16 protein-coding genes and 1 tRNA gene are annotated in these 13976 nt (G+C 58.8%); 6 read left to right on the plus strand and 11 right to left on the minus strand.

The window, feature by feature from the left end; all coding sequences use genetic code 11:
* Positions 1-22 precede the first annotated feature (22 nt).
* The gene (gene gabP / locus AB4P97_RS25670) at positions 23-1414 is read left to right on the plus strand and encodes a GABA permease (protein WP_042557183.1); all 1392 of its coding nucleotides are present in this window, start codon (positions 23-25) and stop codon (positions 1412-1414) included.
* 70 nt (positions 1415-1484) lie between these two features.
* Here the strand turns inward: gabP and vapC are convergent, their stop codons facing one another.
* The 6 genes from vapC to AB4P97_RS25700 all read right to left on the minus strand — a co-directional run bounded on the left by vapC (position 1485) and on the right by AB4P97_RS25700 (position 5290).
* Positions 1485-1892: a tRNA(fMet)-specific endonuclease VapC gene (gene vapC, locus AB4P97_RS25675; RefSeq protein ID WP_042557184.1), complete on the minus strand. Its 408-nt coding sequence runs from the start codon at positions 1890-1892 to the stop codon at positions 1485-1487.
* Complete coding sequence (vapB, locus tag AB4P97_RS25680) at positions 1892-2122, minus strand: type II toxin-antitoxin system VapB family antitoxin (protein WP_042557185.1); 231 nt, start codon at positions 2120-2122, stop codon at positions 1892-1894. Before vapB ends, vapC begins: the two co-directional genes overlap by 1 nt.
* 165 nt (positions 2123-2287) lie before the next feature.
* Positions 2288-2740 carry a hypothetical protein gene (locus AB4P97_RS25685; RefSeq protein ID WP_042557186.1) on the minus strand — a complete coding sequence of 151 codons (453 nt, stop codon included), beginning with the start codon at positions 2738-2740 and terminating at the stop codon, positions 2288-2290.
* Positions 2741-2746: 6 nt separating this feature from the next.
* Positions 2747-3160, minus strand: coding sequence for a hypothetical protein (locus AB4P97_RS25690; RefSeq protein ID WP_042557187.1), 414 nt, complete (start codon positions 3158-3160; stop codon positions 2747-2749).
* Positions 3161-3189: 29 nt separating this feature from the next.
* A complete protein-coding gene (locus AB4P97_RS25695; RefSeq protein WP_042557188.1) occupies positions 3190-4164 on the minus strand; it encodes an alpha/beta fold hydrolase in 975 nt (324 codons plus the stop codon).
* A gap of 67 nt (positions 4165-4231) precedes the next feature.
* Positions 4232-5290: a YhcG family protein gene (locus tag AB4P97_RS25700; protein WP_042557189.1), complete on the minus strand. Its 1059-nt coding sequence runs from the start codon at positions 5288-5290 to the stop codon at positions 4232-4234.
* A gap of 375 nt (positions 5291-5665) precedes the next feature.
* Between AB4P97_RS25700 and AB4P97_RS25705 the strand changes: the two genes are divergently transcribed.
* Positions 5666-5947 carry a YceK/YidQ family lipoprotein gene (locus AB4P97_RS25705; protein WP_395601776.1) on the plus strand — a complete coding sequence of 94 codons (282 nt, stop codon included), beginning with the start codon at positions 5666-5668 and terminating at the stop codon, positions 5945-5947.
* 13 nt (positions 5948-5960) lie between these two features.
* Here AB4P97_RS25705 and AB4P97_RS25710 read toward each other — a convergent pair whose 3' ends face one another.
* The 5 genes from AB4P97_RS25710 to AB4P97_RS25730 all read right to left on the minus strand — a co-directional run bounded on the left by AB4P97_RS25710 (position 5961) and on the right by AB4P97_RS25730 (position 10171).
* Positions 5961-6308 (minus strand): hypothetical protein, encoded by a 348-nt coding sequence (locus AB4P97_RS25710; protein WP_395601777.1) that lies wholly within the window; start codon positions 6306-6308, stop codon positions 5961-5963.
* Between the two features lie 125 nt (positions 6309-6433).
* Positions 6434-6509: transfer RNA gene (locus AB4P97_RS25715), tRNA-Phe, on the minus strand.
* Positions 6510-6612: 103 nt separating this feature from the next.
* Positions 6613-6885, minus strand: coding sequence for an oxidative damage protection protein (locus AB4P97_RS25720; RefSeq protein WP_008024947.1), 273 nt, complete (start codon positions 6883-6885; stop codon positions 6613-6615).
* Complete coding sequence (mutY, locus tag AB4P97_RS25725; protein ID WP_042557192.1) at positions 6882-7949, minus strand: A/G-specific adenine glycosylase; 1068 nt, start codon at positions 7947-7949, stop codon at positions 6882-6884. Before mutY ends, AB4P97_RS25720 begins: the two co-directional genes overlap by 4 nt.
* The gene (locus tag AB4P97_RS25730; protein WP_395601778.1) at positions 7946-10171 is read right to left on the minus strand and encodes an AsmA family protein; all 2226 of its coding nucleotides are present in this window, start codon (positions 10169-10171) and stop codon (positions 7946-7948) included. Before AB4P97_RS25730 ends, mutY begins: the two co-directional genes overlap by 4 nt.
* Positions 10172-10524: 353 nt before the next feature.
* Here AB4P97_RS25730 and AB4P97_RS25735 point away from each other — a divergent pair, with 353 nt between their 5' ends.
* From AB4P97_RS25735 to AB4P97_RS25750, 4 genes are all read left to right on the plus strand, one after another.
* On the plus strand, positions 10525-12189 hold the full coding sequence (locus tag AB4P97_RS25735; RefSeq protein WP_042557194.1) for an OFA family MFS transporter: 1665 nt from the start codon (positions 10525-10527) through the stop codon (positions 12187-12189).
* A gap of 273 nt (positions 12190-12462) precedes the next feature.
* Entirely contained in the window at positions 12463-13056 is a 594-nt protein-coding gene (hisB, locus tag AB4P97_RS25740) for an imidazoleglycerol-phosphate dehydratase HisB (RefSeq protein ID WP_042557195.1), read from the plus strand.
* Complete coding sequence (gene hisH / locus AB4P97_RS25745; RefSeq protein ID WP_008080553.1) at positions 13056-13694, plus strand: imidazole glycerol phosphate synthase subunit HisH; 639 nt, start codon at positions 13056-13058, stop codon at positions 13692-13694. Before hisB ends, hisH begins: the two co-directional genes overlap by 1 nt.
* On the plus strand, positions 13695-13955 hold the full coding sequence (locus tag AB4P97_RS25750) for a DUF2164 domain-containing protein (RefSeq protein WP_042557196.1): 261 nt from the start codon (positions 13695-13697) through the stop codon (positions 13953-13955).
* The last annotated feature ends 21 nt before the right edge of the window (positions 13956-13976 follow it).

Here is a 13976-nt window from a genome sequence, read left to right on the forward strand (position 1 = left end):
TTTCCTTGCAAAGGTAGTTTCGATGAGCAGTACCCCAAGCTCCAATGGCCTCGAACAGGGGCTCAAACCGCGTCATGTGACCATGTTGTCGATCGCCGGTGTTATCGGCGCCGGTCTGTTCGTTGGCTCCGGCCACGCCATCGCCGCCGCAGGTCCTGCAGTGCTGCTGGCCTATGCAGCCGCCGGTACCCTGGTGGTGCTGGTGATGCGGATGCTCGGCGAAATGGCGGTTGCTTCGCCCGACACCGGCTCTTTCTCGACGTATGCCGACCGTGCCATCGGGCACTGGGCCGGCTTCACCATCGGCTGGTTGTACTGGTGGTTCTGGGTGTTGGTGATTCCGCTGGAAGCCAACGCCGCCGCGACCATCCTGCACGCGTGGTTCCCCGATGTAGGCATCTGGGCGTTTGCGCTGGTCATCACCCTGCTGCTGACCGTGACCAACCTTTTCAGCGTGAAGAACTACGGCGAGTTCGAATTCTGGTTTGCGCTGGTTAAGGTGCTGGCGATCATCGGGTTCATCGGGCTCGGTCTTGCGGCAATTTTCGGCTACCTGCCGAACAGCCAGGTCAGCGGCGTTTCGCACTTGTTCGACAGCGGCGGCTTCTTGCCTAACGGCATGGGCGCGGTGTTGGGCGCGATTCTGACCACCATGTTCTCGTTCATGGGGACCGAGATCGTGACCATCGCGGCCGCGGAATCGAAGGACCCGGGCAAGCAGATTTCCAAGGCCACCAACTCGGTAATCTGGCGGATCGGCCTGTTCTACCTCGTGTCGATCTTCATCGTCGTGGCGCTGGTGCCATGGAACGATCCTATGTTGGCGAACCTCGGTTCCTACCAGACTGTGCTGGAGCGCATGGGCATCCCGAACGCGAAAATGATCGTCGATATCGTGGTTCTGGTCGCTGTAACCAGCTGCCTGAACTCGGCGCTCTATACCTCATCGCGCATGCTGTTCTCCCTCGGCAAGCGCGGTGACGCACCGGCCATGTCGACTCGCACCAACAAAAGCGGTACGCCTTACTGGGCGGTGATGTTGTCCACTGGCGCCGCGTTCCTCTGCACATTCGCCAACTACGTGGCGCCGGCCGCCGTGTTCGAATTCCTGCTGGCCAGCTCCGGTGCGATCGCACTGCTGGTGTACCTGGTGATCGCGTTCTCGCAACTGCGGATGCGCAAACAGCGCATGGCCCGTGGCGAGAAAATCGATTTCAGCATGTGGCTGTTCCCGGGCCTGACCTACGCGGTGATCATCTTCATCGTCGCGGCCCTGACCATCATGTTGTTCCAGGAAGCGCACCGCGTGGAAATCCTCGCCACCGGCCTGCTGAGCCTGATGGTAGTGGCGACCGGTCTGCTGGTGTCACGCCGTCGCAAGCAGGAAAAACGTGGTGCGGTGGTGTTGAACTGATCTGTAGCGCGTAATACAAAACGGCCGCTGTCAGTGATGACTAGCGGCCGTTTTTGTTTGTGAGGATTACTCAGTTGGGATGAACCCAGTCCTCTATGCGCAAACCCGATACTCGTTCAAATTCCCGCACATTGTTCGTCACCACGATAAGTCCAAGTGATCGCGCATGGCCTGCGATCATTTGGTCGTATGGCCCAATCGGTGTTCCGGCTTTCGCCAATTCAGATCGAATCATCCCTGTCTGTGCTGCTGCGTCATTGTCGAAAGGCAAGACCTCCAGCCGCGCGACGAAACCTTCGACAATTGCGAGATTCCTTTCCGGGGCCGCTGACTTTTCAGCGCCGTAAATAAGCTCCATGAGCGTGATAGCGCTGATGCACAATTGTCCGGAATGGCGATTGAAAGCTTCCCGGACAATTTGGGGTTTGTTCTTGATAGTGAAGATGCAGATGTTGGTATCCAGCATGTATTTGATCATCAGAACGACTCACGCTCCTGATCGAAAGGTTGATCACGATCATCCATGAAATCGCTTGTCACGCTGTCGCCATCGAACCAGCTGTCCCAACTTTCGCCAACAGGCGTGATCACGCGTGTCCTGCCAATGGCGATAACTTCTACTCGTTTTACATCGCCGGGCATTGCAACTGCCTTGGGCAGCCGTACAGCCTGGCTCCGATTGCTCATGAAAATCGTGGTCTGTTCCATAGTTGACCCCCCAAGGTCCCATCTTTCGATGAAACAAAGGATAGATAGAGGATGGGATATGTCAATGGGATATACGCTTCCTTCTGACGAAGGGGGATGCACTATTCAAACGAAAACGGCCGCTGTCAGTGATGACTAGCGGCCGTTTTTGTTTGTGAGCGCGGATTACTCGCTCTTTTCTTCCTGCGATTCCACTGACTTGGCATACGTATCCAGCGCAATCCCGAAGTCGGTGATGAACTGCGGCTCGCTCAGCCAGGCCTGGGCGGCTTCGATCGTCATGCCGTCGGCCCACATGCGGTAGTCGATCAACATGTCGGCGGCCAGGTGGGTGGCGGCCATGCCTTCGTTGTCGGCGTTTTCCATGTCCAGCAGATCAGGGTGATCGATGATGATGAACGCCAGTTCGCGCAGCAGTGTCAGCAGCATGTCGTTGCGGCTGACGGCTTCGGCGTCCCGCATTTTGCTGAACATTGCCAGAGTGTATTCAGGGATCGGCTCGGCGAGGTGGCCGAGGTCTTCGTCCTGATCCAGCGGCTTGCGGCCAACCATACGGATTTGCTTGGCTTTGGCCTTGGCGCGTTTGGCGCGTTTTTGTTGCTTGTTCAGGGATGCCATGGGAACTCAGTTCTTCTGTTGGGTTTGTGCAGCGATGGCGTCGGACGCCGCCACATAGTCGGCCTGGAACGCGGGGGATTCGATCCACGCCAGCGCGCCGGCCTCGTCGGTTTCCTGCGACCACTGGCGATACTCGATCAGCGCTGCGAGGATGAAATCCATGGAGCCTTCTTCGCCTTCCTGCTCGTAGACCAGTTCCAGCAGCGGGTCTTCGAGGAATGCGGTGCACATCGCTTGCTGACTGATCTTCTCGGCGTCGATCATTTTCTTGAACAGCTCGGTCAGGTCCACCGATTCGAAGTCGATGCGGTCATCGTTCGGGTCCAGCTCGACCGGCGCCTCGGCGCGTTTGGTGCGGTTCTGCTTGGCCTTGGTTTTGGCCCGGGCGGCGCGTTTTTGCTGCTTGTTGGCGGAGGCCATGGTGTGTTCCGTCGTGCGTTGAATGAGGCTCAGCTGCGCGGTACTTCCCGCCCCGGGGTGTCGGGGGCCAGTTTGCCGGTTTGCAGCCAGTTCAGAGCGATGGGCCATAGTGTGGCTTGGTATGCGCTGCGAAAAAAGGCGAAATGTCCGACTTGTTGCTCACCGATGTCCTGTGGGGCGATGCGCAGGTGGGTTTTTGGCGCATGGCTGAAGTAGCTGAGCAGGCGCTCGATGGCTGCAATCGTGCCGTAAGGGTCGTCGCTGATACTGATCGCCAAGGTCTGTGCGCGGACGTTGGCAAAGGGCAGTTGGCCTGTTCTCGCCAACATCGCTCTGCCGCTTGGACGACGTTCGTAACGCGCAGTGGGCGTGCTCCAGTCGCGCACTACGCCTGCCGGCGTGTCTTCCAGCCAGCCGAGACGTTTGCCGGGGAAGTAGCCGCAGAACAGCGTTAACAGCGGCATCAGCAGATGCCATTTGCCGAACATCCGCCAGCGCTGTTCAGGCGCGTAATCGCGCCAGTAGGCGAACTGCGCGCCGACGCTGACCAGCCGTCGGATGACCTGTCCGGACTCACCGAGGCCAGCCGCGCAGCCACCAAAACTGTGGCCGACAACATCGATTGGCTGCCCCGGGAATTCCCGTTTTGCGCGCCGGAGCATCGCCTCGAAATCCAGCGCGCCCCAGTCTGTCCACGAGGCGTTAAGGCTTTTGACCGAACCGAGTCGAGATTCTCCGATGCCACGGTAATCGTAGGTGATGACGTCGAAGCCATTGGCGAAGAGATAATCAGCGAAACGCGAGTAATGACGGCAGCGCACCGAAGTGGCGGCGTTGATGATCACCACCGGGCGCTGGATGTCGGGCAGGGCATGACGCCAGGTAAAACCACCAAGGACAAAACCGTCGGCGGCTGTTTCCTTGAACTGATCACCTTGAAGCTCGGCAGCCAATGGCGGCTTGCGCTGCGCAGCTTGCAATGGGGGCGTGTCCTGACAGCTCATGGTGCTCGACCTTTGCGGGATGCTGCCCACGATAGTCTCGACACGCCCAAGGGACAATCCGCGGCGTTTATTCGGTGGATTCAGAGAGCATGCGTTCCTCGATCAATGCTTGTTCTCTTTGCAGCTCCGCTCGCAACTCTTCCACGCTGGGCAGTACTGTTTTGTAACTGCTGGCAAACAGTTGCTCATTGCCTTTGAGGATCGAGTAACGCGCGACCGCCTCGTTATCTTGCGCGCACAAAATGATCCCGACGGTCGGTTTGTCACCCTCACTGCGCTTGAGCTCGTCGTACATGCGCACATACATATCCATCTGCCCCACATCGCGTGCGCTGAGTTGGCCACGTTTGAGGTCAATGATCACGAAGCATTTGAGCAGGTAGTTGTAAAACACCAGATCGATGTACAGATCCGAACCGCCGGCGCTTATGCGTTGTTGTCGAGCCACAAAAGAGAAGCCCTTGCCCAGTTCCAGCAGGAAGCTCTGCAGATGATCGATGAGCGCTTGCTCAAGCCCCGTTTCATTGACCTTGCCCGGAGATGGCAGGCCGAGAAATTCGAGAATGACGGGGTCGCGGATGAACTCGCGTGGATTGCAGTTCAGTGCGGCGATGTTGGTGGTAGCTTCCTCTATCACGCCTGCCTTGTCCCGACTCATTAGCAGGCGCTCGTAGTAGAGCGTATTGATCTGGCGATCCAAGGCGCGGCTCGACCAGTTGAGGGTGGCGCATTCGTCCATATACCACTGGCGAGCCTTTTCACTTTCGACCCTGAGCAACCTGCGATAGTGGGTCCAGCTCAATTCGTGACGCAGTGCGTCACGAATTGGAAATGCTTGATAAAACAGGCGCATGTAACGAAGGTTCGATGCATCAAAGCCTTTCCCGAACTGCGCCGTCAGCTCCTTCGCCAGTGTTGCCAGCAACTGCTGGCCATACCCGGCCCGCCGGGCGCCTTCCTGTTCAAACTCGACAATATGCCGGCCAATCTGCCAGCAGGTCTGAACCTGAATCGTATCGACCACACGCAGCACTTTTTGCCGAGCCTGGCGAATCAGTTCGCCAAGATCGCCCAGCAATGAATCGATTTTCGGATCTTGCGTGTCGGCAGGTTCAAGCTTGCTCATCGGGTCTTCCACGTCATTGGAAAAAGGAGCGCAAGCATGCCGGCAGTCGCTGGCCAGGGATGTCGGGCGAGGCTGTGAAGTCAGCAGGAAGACGGGATCGTTGTTGCAGGAAGTTGCTGGTGAAAGCGTTTCAGGTGGCTTCGGTCTGTAGTCCATTTCGTACGAGCGCCAAGTTCAAATCTTTCTAGAACGCGGCCCTCGCGCTTTTGATCAAGCAAAAGGTAACTGTTGTGCTCTGCAACAGCCCGGGAGTCGTCATAACGGCGCAATCTGGTGTTCCGCTGGAATGAAGCGGGATAGCGATCAGTGTGATTGCAAAGTTGAGACGCGGGTACAATCCCGCGCCTCATGTTTGGTGATTAAGGACGCGCTGGTTTGAAAAGGATTTTGCGTATTGGCTCAGTGGTGGGCCTGGTGTTGATGCTGGCCGGTTGTGGAACGATGATCGGGCGATTGAACGGTGACTCTGCAGAGCCTTACTACAAAGGTGTTGATGGCAACTTGCACTTGCTTGGCGTGAGAGGGGGAGACGGCATGCCCCATGCCGTCATCTGTTACATCATGATCGTCTGCCCGCTGATCACGGTGGTGTCCCTGCCGGTAGATGCTGCAGTGGACACGGTCTTGCTGCCAGTCGATTACGTCAACGCCCTCTGAAAGCAGCCCTGGTTTATCGCTTTGTGCGCTTGCCCTTGGGTTTTTCCACAGACTCCTGCGCTTTGCGATAAGCCCATAACCCGAACACCCCGATCACCAGCAAAAAAACAGTGCCTATGCTCTGCCACACAAACTCAATCCAGAACCGCCGAGGTTGCAGGGCCAGGGTGTAGGTGCTGCGCGGGCCGCGATTGTTGGTGGTGATGTAGCCAGTGACCCAGCTGTCGATCAGCATCCAGATCGATGCACTGATGGCGAAGGCCATCAGCACGGCAACGAGAACGGTCAGCCAGTAAGTCACCCGGCTTGGGCGATAGGGCGGCGGATGCGGCAGGGGGATGCGGGTTCGTTTCTGGTTCATCGCGGGGGGGACCCTCTTCCGTAAGGGGCGGCCAAGGTATCGCGAATCCTTGGGGCGGCAACAGCCCTCGTCAAATCGCAGGCATAAAAAAACCCTGAATCTTGCGATTCAGGGTTTTCGGTATTTGGTGCCCAGAGACGGAATCGAACCGCCGACACGGGGATTTTCAATCCCCTGCTCTACCGACTGAGCTATCTGGGCAACGGGGCGCATTAAAAGGGTTTTTCGGATTCTCGTCAACGACTTTTTTAAAATTTCTTAAATTAATTCCGTCGCTTACGATCCGACCCCCGATTTTGCGGGGTTACTCCGCAGGCGGAACGTAGCCTTCGGCCTTGGCGTATTCCTCGCCGGAGAAGTACTTGTCCATTTCGCCCTGAAGATATTTGCGATCTTCGGCGTTCATCATGTTCAGGCGTTTTTCGTTGATCAGCAGGGTCTGGTGTTTCTGCCAGTCGGCCCAGGCCTTGGCCGAGACGTGGTCAAAAATATCCTGACCTTTTGCGCCCGGGAAAGGGGCGCGTTCCAGAGCGGGCAGTTCTTCTTTGTACTTACGGCACATGATGGTGCGGGTCATGCTGACTCTCCTGCATTCAATACGGCGGCCGCGCGTTCGAGTAAGGTCTTGACCGGGGCGGCGAGGCCCAGGCGCGGCGGGGTGGCGAGGTTATACCAGAGCCAGTCGGCCTCGGCCACGTGATGGCTGGCCTCCTGTACCTGAACCAGCCAGGGTTCGATGGACAATTGGAAGTGGCTGAAGGTGTGGACGAGGCTCGGCAACGCCTGCTGCTCGCCCAGTGCCAGCGAGTGCTGATCGGCGAGATGTTGCAGGTCGTCGAGGTCATCGAGTTCCGGCAGGCTCCACAAACCGCCCCACAAACCCGTCGAGGGGCGGCGATAAAGCAGAATCGCGCCCTCACCATTGGCCAGCATTGGCATCAGCGTGCGTTTCTGCGGGATGGCTTTGCGCGGCTTGGGAATCGGATAGCGCGTCTCCAGGCCGAGCATGTGGGCTTCGCAGCCACGCTCCAGCGGACACAGCAGGCAGCTTGGCTTGCTGCGGGTGCACAGCGTGGCGCCGAGATCCATCATTGCCTGTGTGTAGGCGTTGACCCGATCGTGCGGCGTAAAGCGCTCCGCGTTGGCCCACAGCTGTTTGGCGACCTTCGGCTCGCCGGGGTAGCCCTCTTGCGCGGTAAAACGCGCCAGAACGCGTTTGACGTTGCCATCGAGGATCGGCGCGCGCAGGCCCATGCTGATGCTCGCGATGGCGCCAGCGGTGGACAGGCCGATACCCGGCAGCTCCACCAGCTTCTCGACATCGCGCGGAAACTCGCCAGCGTACTGGCTGACGACGATCTTCGCGGTTTTCTGCAGATTGCGTGCGCGGGTGTAGTAACCCAGGCCGGTCCACAGGTGCAGCACTTCGTCTTCCGGCGCTTCGGCCAGTGCTTCGACCGTTGGCAGCGCGGCCATGAAACGGTCGAAGTAGTTGAGCACAGTGCTGACCTGAGTCTGCTGCAACATGATTTCCGACACCCACACCCGATACGGGTTGATGTTCTGCTGCCAAGGCAAATCGTGGCGGCCATGGCGGTCGAACCAATCCAGCACCGCCTCTGAAAACTGCTCCGCTCTCATCGCTTGAACAGCCCCTTCAATGCGTTTTTCAATTCCGGGCTGACTTTGTCGCCAAGTTTCTCGTCGATCTTCTCGCTGAGTTTGTCGCCGGCCAGTTTGCTTGCGACCTGGCCCATGCGTTCGTTGTCCAGACGGCACGCCTTGGCGCCCAGTTCCAGCGGGCCACGGCAACGCAGTGGCCACTCGATGCCGACGAATTTGTCGCCGACCTGACAGGCCGGATCCGGCATGGCACTGGTGTCGCCTTCGACGATGATGCCGACGCGGTAGTCCATGCCCAGCACCCGCAGATCGATGTCGCCGTCACCGTTGACGGTCATGCCCGGAATACGAACCTTGAGGTCGGGGTTGCTGGCGATGCCGTTACGGAAGGTCAGGTTGCCCTTGAGTTCCTGGAACGGAGTGTCCTTGCCCCGTGGCTCGCCGCTGAGTGATTTGCGATTGAGGGTGGCGATGCCTTTGCACAGTTGCTGCTCAAGGTTGGCGTTGAGCAGCACGCCGTTGTTGATGACAAAACTGGCGTTGCCGTTGAGGCTGTCGATCAGCGCCTGTTGGCTGTTGCCGCTGCCGGTGAGGTTGCTGGTGAGCGTCACCAAACCTGTGACGGGCGGTTTTTTGCCTTGGCTTTCGAGGATTTTTTCCGCTGGCACCCGGTTGATTTTGGTCTGCAGGTTGAGCACCGGGGCGCTCGGGCGCACGTCGAGGGTGCCTTTGGCTTCGAAGCCGCCGTTGTACAGCTCGCCGCTGAGGTTGCCGAGGGTCAGCAGGCCGCCCTGGCCGGTGGCTTTGAGCGCGGCATTCTGGATCGGCAGTTTGTCGAGGGTCAGTTGGCCGAAAGTCAGGTCGGCGTCCACATCGAGTTTGGCCAGGCGTTCAACCGGCAGCAGGCGCTCGGTGCTCCAGGCGGTTTTGCTCGGTTTGTCTGGCAGCGGTGTAGAACCCGCACCGGCGATGGCATTGGCTTCGGTGCTGGCGACTTCGGCCTGACGGGTTTGCGTGGCGTTGTTGGCCTTTTCCGATTTCGGCGGCAGGTAACGGTCGACGTTGAAGGTGTCTGCCTTGAGGGTCGCCCGCAACGATTGCTTGGCGAAGTCTTCGACGGCGATGCGCCCGCTAAAGCTGCTGTCGTCGAGTTTCAGGTTGATGTTGTCGAACGCGACGCTGGTCGGTGTGGCCGCAATGCGGCTGACCAGTTCGACTTTGCTCAGGCTGCCTTCGGCCATGGCCGGCAGTTTCTGGCCGATGCTGTCGACAAATTTTGCCAGATCGAACTGGGCGATCGAGATACCGCCGGTGATCTGCGGGGTCTTGTCGAGGTCGTTGGCTTTCAGTTCACCCAAGGCGCGCAATTGGTTGGCGGAGATTTTGATTCCGGTCCATTCGGCGACGTTCGCGGCTTTATCGAGCAATATTTGCCCTTGGGCGGAGAAAGTCATGGTCTTGCCTTGCAGCGGATCGCCCGCCACTTCGCCAGAGAGCTTCATGTCTTCGAATTTGTAGCGTTGCAGGGCGCGCTCGAAGCGCAGCTCGCCGTTGAGCTCGGTGCGCACGCGCAGCACCGGTTGATTGGTGCCGAGAAATGCCGTGGCCTTGATCGGGATGTTGGTCGAGTCGTGCACCGGGCCGGTGCTCAACTGAATGCTCTCGGCACTGAACTGCTTGCCGCTGAGTTCATCGGTGTACTCAACGCGGGCGTTGTTGACGGTCAGGCTGTCGATGTCGAGGCGGATCGGCTGCGCCGGTTTTTCCACCGCTACAGTGGGCTCGCTGGCGGGTTGGCCGGGAGCATTGGCCGGCGGCGTTGCACCAGGCGCGACTGGCGCCTTGCCGATATCTTCCCAGTTGCCATGGCCGTTCTTGTCACGGTTCAGGCGCAGGTTGAGACCTTCGACGCGCACATCGCTCATCTGCACTTCGCGGCGCAACAGCGGCAGCACGCGCACTGACAGACCGAGCATCTGCAAGTCGGCAAACGGTTCGGCGGGTTTGGCGAGGGTGGCGACGCTGGCTTCGTGCAATTCCAGGCCGAGCCACGGGAACAGGCTCCAGCCGATATCGCCATTGAGCGTCAGCTCGATGTGGGCCTTGTCGCGGGCTATCTGGCGGATCTCGTCTTTATAGTCGTTGGGATCGAAGAGGTGGGTCAGGGCAAAGCCTGCCGCCACAATGATCAGCAACAGCCCGAGAAGTACCAGACCCAGGATTTTGCCGAACGCTTTCATGGGCGAGTCCTTGTAATTAGTCGAATTCGTAATTTAGCCGGGGAGTATAGCGCTGCATCAGTCTTCACTGCTGAGGCGTCCTGCCTAGGTCGTTGACTCGCCGCTTGTAGCGCTTCGACAACGGATGCGATGGGGGTTCCCCGCAGAGATACGATCAGGTGACAGAAAAAAGGTGATATCAGTTTGGTTTTTCTGTCACGTGCAAATGGTAACCTTCGCCGGTTCGTCCGTCCTTCTGCGACTTAACGTCGCGCCTTCAAGGAGCTTCACTCAAAAAAACGGTCATGCCTGCGTGCATAAGGCCGGGGGTGAACAGTGGCTGGCGAACCATACTAATAATTGGGGGATACACAATGAGCACGAGCATCACGGCGGATGGCTTCAAAGCCGATCAGCCCGCGTTCCTGTCCAAGGAACGCATCATCGCCAAGCCCGGTTTCAACCGTTGGCTGGTTCCACCGGCCGCTCTGGCCATTCACCTGTGCATCGGCATGGCCTACGGCTTTTCGGTGTTCTGGTTGCCGTTGTCCAAGGCGCTGGGCGTTACTGCACCGGTGGCTTGCGCGCCGGACATGAGCTTCATCGCACAAGTCTTCTCGTCGCAATGCGACTGGCCGATCTCGATGCTCGGCTGGATCTACACCCTGTTCTTCATCTTCCTCGGCTGCTCGGCAGCGATCTGGGGTGGCTGGCTGGAACACGCCGGGCCACGTAAGGCTGGCGTTGTATCGGCGCTGTGCTGGTGCGGCGGTCTGCTGATTTCGGCGCTGGGGATTTATACCCACCAGATCTGGTTGATGTGGATCGGTTCCGGCGTGATCGGTGGTATCGGTCTGGGCCTGGGCTACATCTCGCCGGTGTCGACCCTGATCAAGTGGTTCCCGGACAAGCGCGGCATGGCGACCGGCATGGCGATCATGGGCTTCGGTGGTGGCGCGATGGTCGGTGCACCGTTGGCCGCAGCGCTGATGGGCCACTTCGCATCGCCAACTGGCGTCGGCGTGTGGCAGAGCTTCCTGGTGATGGCCGCGATCTACTTCGTGTTCATGATCGGCGGGGCACTGTCCTACCGCGTGCCGCCAACCGGCTGGAAGCCTGAAGGCTGGACCGCTCCGGCGAAAAAAGCCGCGAACGCGATGATCACTCATCGTCACGTACACGTGAATGTGGCGTGGAAAACCCCGCAATTCCGCCTGGTGTGGCTGGTGCTGTGCCTGAACGTCTCTGCCGGTATCGGCATCCTTGGCATGGCTTCGCCATTGTTGCAGGAAGTGTTCGGCGGCAAATTGATTGGTGTTGACCTGCCGTTCGGCCAACTGGATGCCGGGCAACTGGCTTCCATCGCCGCAATTGCTGCCGGTTTTACCGGTCTGCTGAGCCTGTTCAACATTGGTGGCCGCTTCTTCTGGGCATCGTTCTCGGACTACCTGGGCCGTAAAAACACTTACTTCGTGTTCTTTGCGCTGGGTTTTGCCCTGTACGCGCTGATCCCGAACCTGGGTCACCTGGGCAACGTTGCGCTGTTCGTGGCGGCGTTCTGCATCATCCTGTCGATGTACGGCGGTGGTTTTGCCACGGTTCCGGCGTATCTGGCCGACCTGTTCGGAACGCAGATGGTTGGCGCGATCCACGGTCGGCTGTTGACCGCTTGGGCGGCGGCCGGTGTGCTTGGTCCGGTGCTGGTGAACTACCTGCGTGAGTATCAACTGAGCATCGGCGTTGAACGCGCTGCCGCTTATGACATCACGTTGTATATCCTCGCCGGTCTGCTGGTGCTGGGCTTCCTGTGCAACCTGCTGGTGCGCCCGGTGGCTGACAAGTACTTCATGACCGACGCCGAACTGGCTGCCGAACAGGCGCTGGGCCATGACAAAGGTGCCGATGCGACCACCGTTCTGGAATGGAAAGCGGCACCGGGCAGCAAGCCGTTGGCCGTCGCTGCGTGGCTGGTGGTGGGTATTCCGTTGGCGTGGGGTGTGTGGGTGACCCTGCAGAAAACGGCGGTACTGTTTAACTAAGTTGTTAGCTGCATAAGCGCGAAAACGGTGGGAGCGAGACTGCTCGCGAAGAGGGAGTGTCAGTCGACATAAATGTTGGCTGATCTACCGCTTTCGCGAGCAGGCTCGCTCCCACACTTGTTTTTGTGGTGTGCCCGGTAGCTTGTATGCACATGTCTACCCGCGACACCCCCGGATTCACTCCGTCAGTCATATCACCTCTCGTGTTTCTGTTTCGCGCCCGCGTGCCTATAATGGCTGCCTTTTTCGCCCAATGATTTTGCGGAGCTGGTGATGGCCGAACGTAAGGCTTCTGTCGAGCGCGACACTCTGGAAACCCAGATCAAAGCCTCGATCAACCTTGATGGCACCGGAAAGGCCCGATTCGATATCGGTGTTCCTTTTCTTGAGCACATGCTGGATCAGATCGCCCGTCACGGGTTGATCGACCTGGATATTGAATGCAAGGGCGATCTGCATATTGACGACCACCATACGGTGGAAGACGTCGGTATCACCCTCGGCCAGGCTTTCGCCAAAGCCATCGGCGATAAAAAAGGCATCCGTCGCTACGGCCACGCCTATGTGCCGCTCGATGAAGCGCTGTCGCGCGTGGTGATCGATTTCTCCGGTCGTCCGGGCCTGCAAATGCACGTGCCGTACACCCGCGCCACCGTTGGCGGCTTCGACGTTGACCTGTTCCAGGAATTCTTCCAGGGCTTCGTCAACCACGCGCTGGTCAGCATGCACATCGACAACCTGCGTGGCACCAACACTCACCACCAGATCGAAACCGTGTTCAAGGCTTTCGGCCGCGCGCTGCGCATGGCTGTGGAGCTCGACGAGCGCATGGCCGGGCAGATGCCATCGACCAAAGGCGTTCTGTAATGCAGACGGTTGCAGTTATCGATTACGGCATGGGTAACCTGCACTCGGTGGCCAAGGCCCTCGAGCATGTCGGCGCCGGTAAAGTGTTGATCACCAGCGATGCGAACGTGATCCGCGAAGCTGACCGTGTGGTGTTTCCGGGGGTCGGCGCGATTCGCGATTGCATGGCGGAGATCCGTCGCCTCGGGTTTGATTCGCTGGTGCGTGAAGTCAGCCAGGATCGTCCGTTCCTCGGCATCTGTGTCGGCATGCAAGCCCTGCTCGATACCAGCGAAGAGAACGACGGCGTCGACTGCATCGGCCTGTTCCCGGGCGCTGTGAAGTTCTTCGGCAAAGACCTGCATGAAGACGGCGAACACCTGAAAGTCCCGCACATGGGCTGGAACGAGGTGAAGCAGAAGGTCAGTCACCCGCTGTGGCACGACATTCCGGACATGGCGCGTTTCTATTTCGTGCACAGCTACTACATTGCCGCTGCCAACGCGCGGCAGGTGGTGGGCGGCGGTCATTACGGTGTCGATTTCGCTGCAGCGCTGGCCGATGGTTCGCGTTTCGCCGTGCAGTTTCACCCGGAGAAAAGCCATACCCATGGCCTGCAATTGCTGCAGAACTTCGCAGCGTGGGACGGTCGCTGGTAAATGGCCGCCAAGAAGTCCAAACCGCCGATCCTGACCCTCACTCCCGAACAGGAGAACGAGGCCAATCACAAGATCAAGCGGTTCATGGAGGATCGTTTCGAACTGGACCTGGGTTCGTTCGAAGCGGCAGAAATTCTTGAGCTGTTTACCCGCGAAATTGCTCCGCACTATTACAACAGGGCGATTTTCGATGTGCAGACCCACCTCAAAGAGCGGTTTGAAAGCATCGAAAGCGACCTGTGGGCGCTCGAAAAAAATTAGGAGCAGCTGCAAGCTTCAAGC

It is taken from the genome of Pseudomonas sp. A1230 (genome assembly GCF_044218825.1).
Taxonomy (GTDB): Bacteria; Pseudomonadota; Gammaproteobacteria; order Pseudomonadales; family Pseudomonadaceae; genus Aquipseudomonas; species Aquipseudomonas iridis.

Excerpts from the sequence above, each read along its gene's own strand:
- hisB (WP_042557195.1), top strand. The coding sequence starts at position 12,463 with ATGGCCGAACGTAAGGCTTCTGTCGAGCGCGACACTCTGGAAACCCAG.
- AB4P97_RS25695 (WP_042557188.1), bottom strand. The coding sequence starts at position 4,164 with ATGAGCTGTCAGGACACGCCCCCATTGCAAGCTGCGCAGCGCAAGCCG.
- AB4P97_RS25710 (WP_395601777.1), bottom strand. The coding sequence starts at position 6,308 with ATGAACCAGAAACGAACCCGCATCCCCCTGCCGCATCCGCCGCCCTAT.
- AB4P97_RS25685 (WP_042557186.1), bottom strand. The coding sequence starts at position 2,740 with ATGGCATCCCTGAACAAGCAACAAAAACGCGCCAAACGCGCCAAGGCC.
- AB4P97_RS25730 (WP_395601778.1), bottom strand. The coding sequence starts at position 10,171 with ATGAAAGCGTTCGGCAAAATCCTGGGTCTGGTACTTCTCGGGCTGTTG.
- AB4P97_RS25735 (WP_042557194.1), top strand. The coding sequence starts at position 10,525 with ATGAGCACGAGCATCACGGCGGATGGCTTCAAAGCCGATCAGCCCGCG.
- AB4P97_RS25700 (WP_042557189.1), bottom strand. The coding sequence starts at position 5,290 with ATGAGCAAGCTTGAACCTGCCGACACGCAAGATCCGAAAATCGATTCA.
- hisH (WP_008080553.1), top strand. The coding sequence starts at position 13,056 with ATGCAGACGGTTGCAGTTATCGATTACGGCATGGGTAACCTGCACTCG.
- AB4P97_RS25720 (WP_008024947.1), bottom strand. The coding sequence starts at position 6,885 with ATGACCCGCACCATCATGTGCCGTAAGTACAAAGAAGAACTGCCCGCT.
- vapB (WP_042557185.1), bottom strand. The coding sequence starts at position 2,122 with ATGGAACAGACCACGATTTTCATGAGCAATCGGAGCCAGGCTGTACGG.
- AB4P97_RS25750 (WP_042557196.1), top strand. The coding sequence starts at position 13,695 with ATGGCCGCCAAGAAGTCCAAACCGCCGATCCTGACCCTCACTCCCGAA.
- AB4P97_RS25690 (WP_042557187.1), bottom strand. The coding sequence starts at position 3,160 with ATGGCCTCCGCCAACAAGCAGCAAAAACGCGCCGCCCGGGCCAAAACC.
- gabP (WP_042557183.1), top strand. The coding sequence starts at position 23 with ATGAGCAGTACCCCAAGCTCCAATGGCCTCGAACAGGGGCTCAAACCG.
- mutY (WP_042557192.1), bottom strand. The coding sequence starts at position 7,949 with ATGAGAGCGGAGCAGTTTTCAGAGGCGGTGCTGGATTGGTTCGACCGC.
- vapC (WP_042557184.1), bottom strand. The coding sequence starts at position 1,892 with ATGATCAAATACATGCTGGATACCAACATCTGCATCTTCACTATCAAG.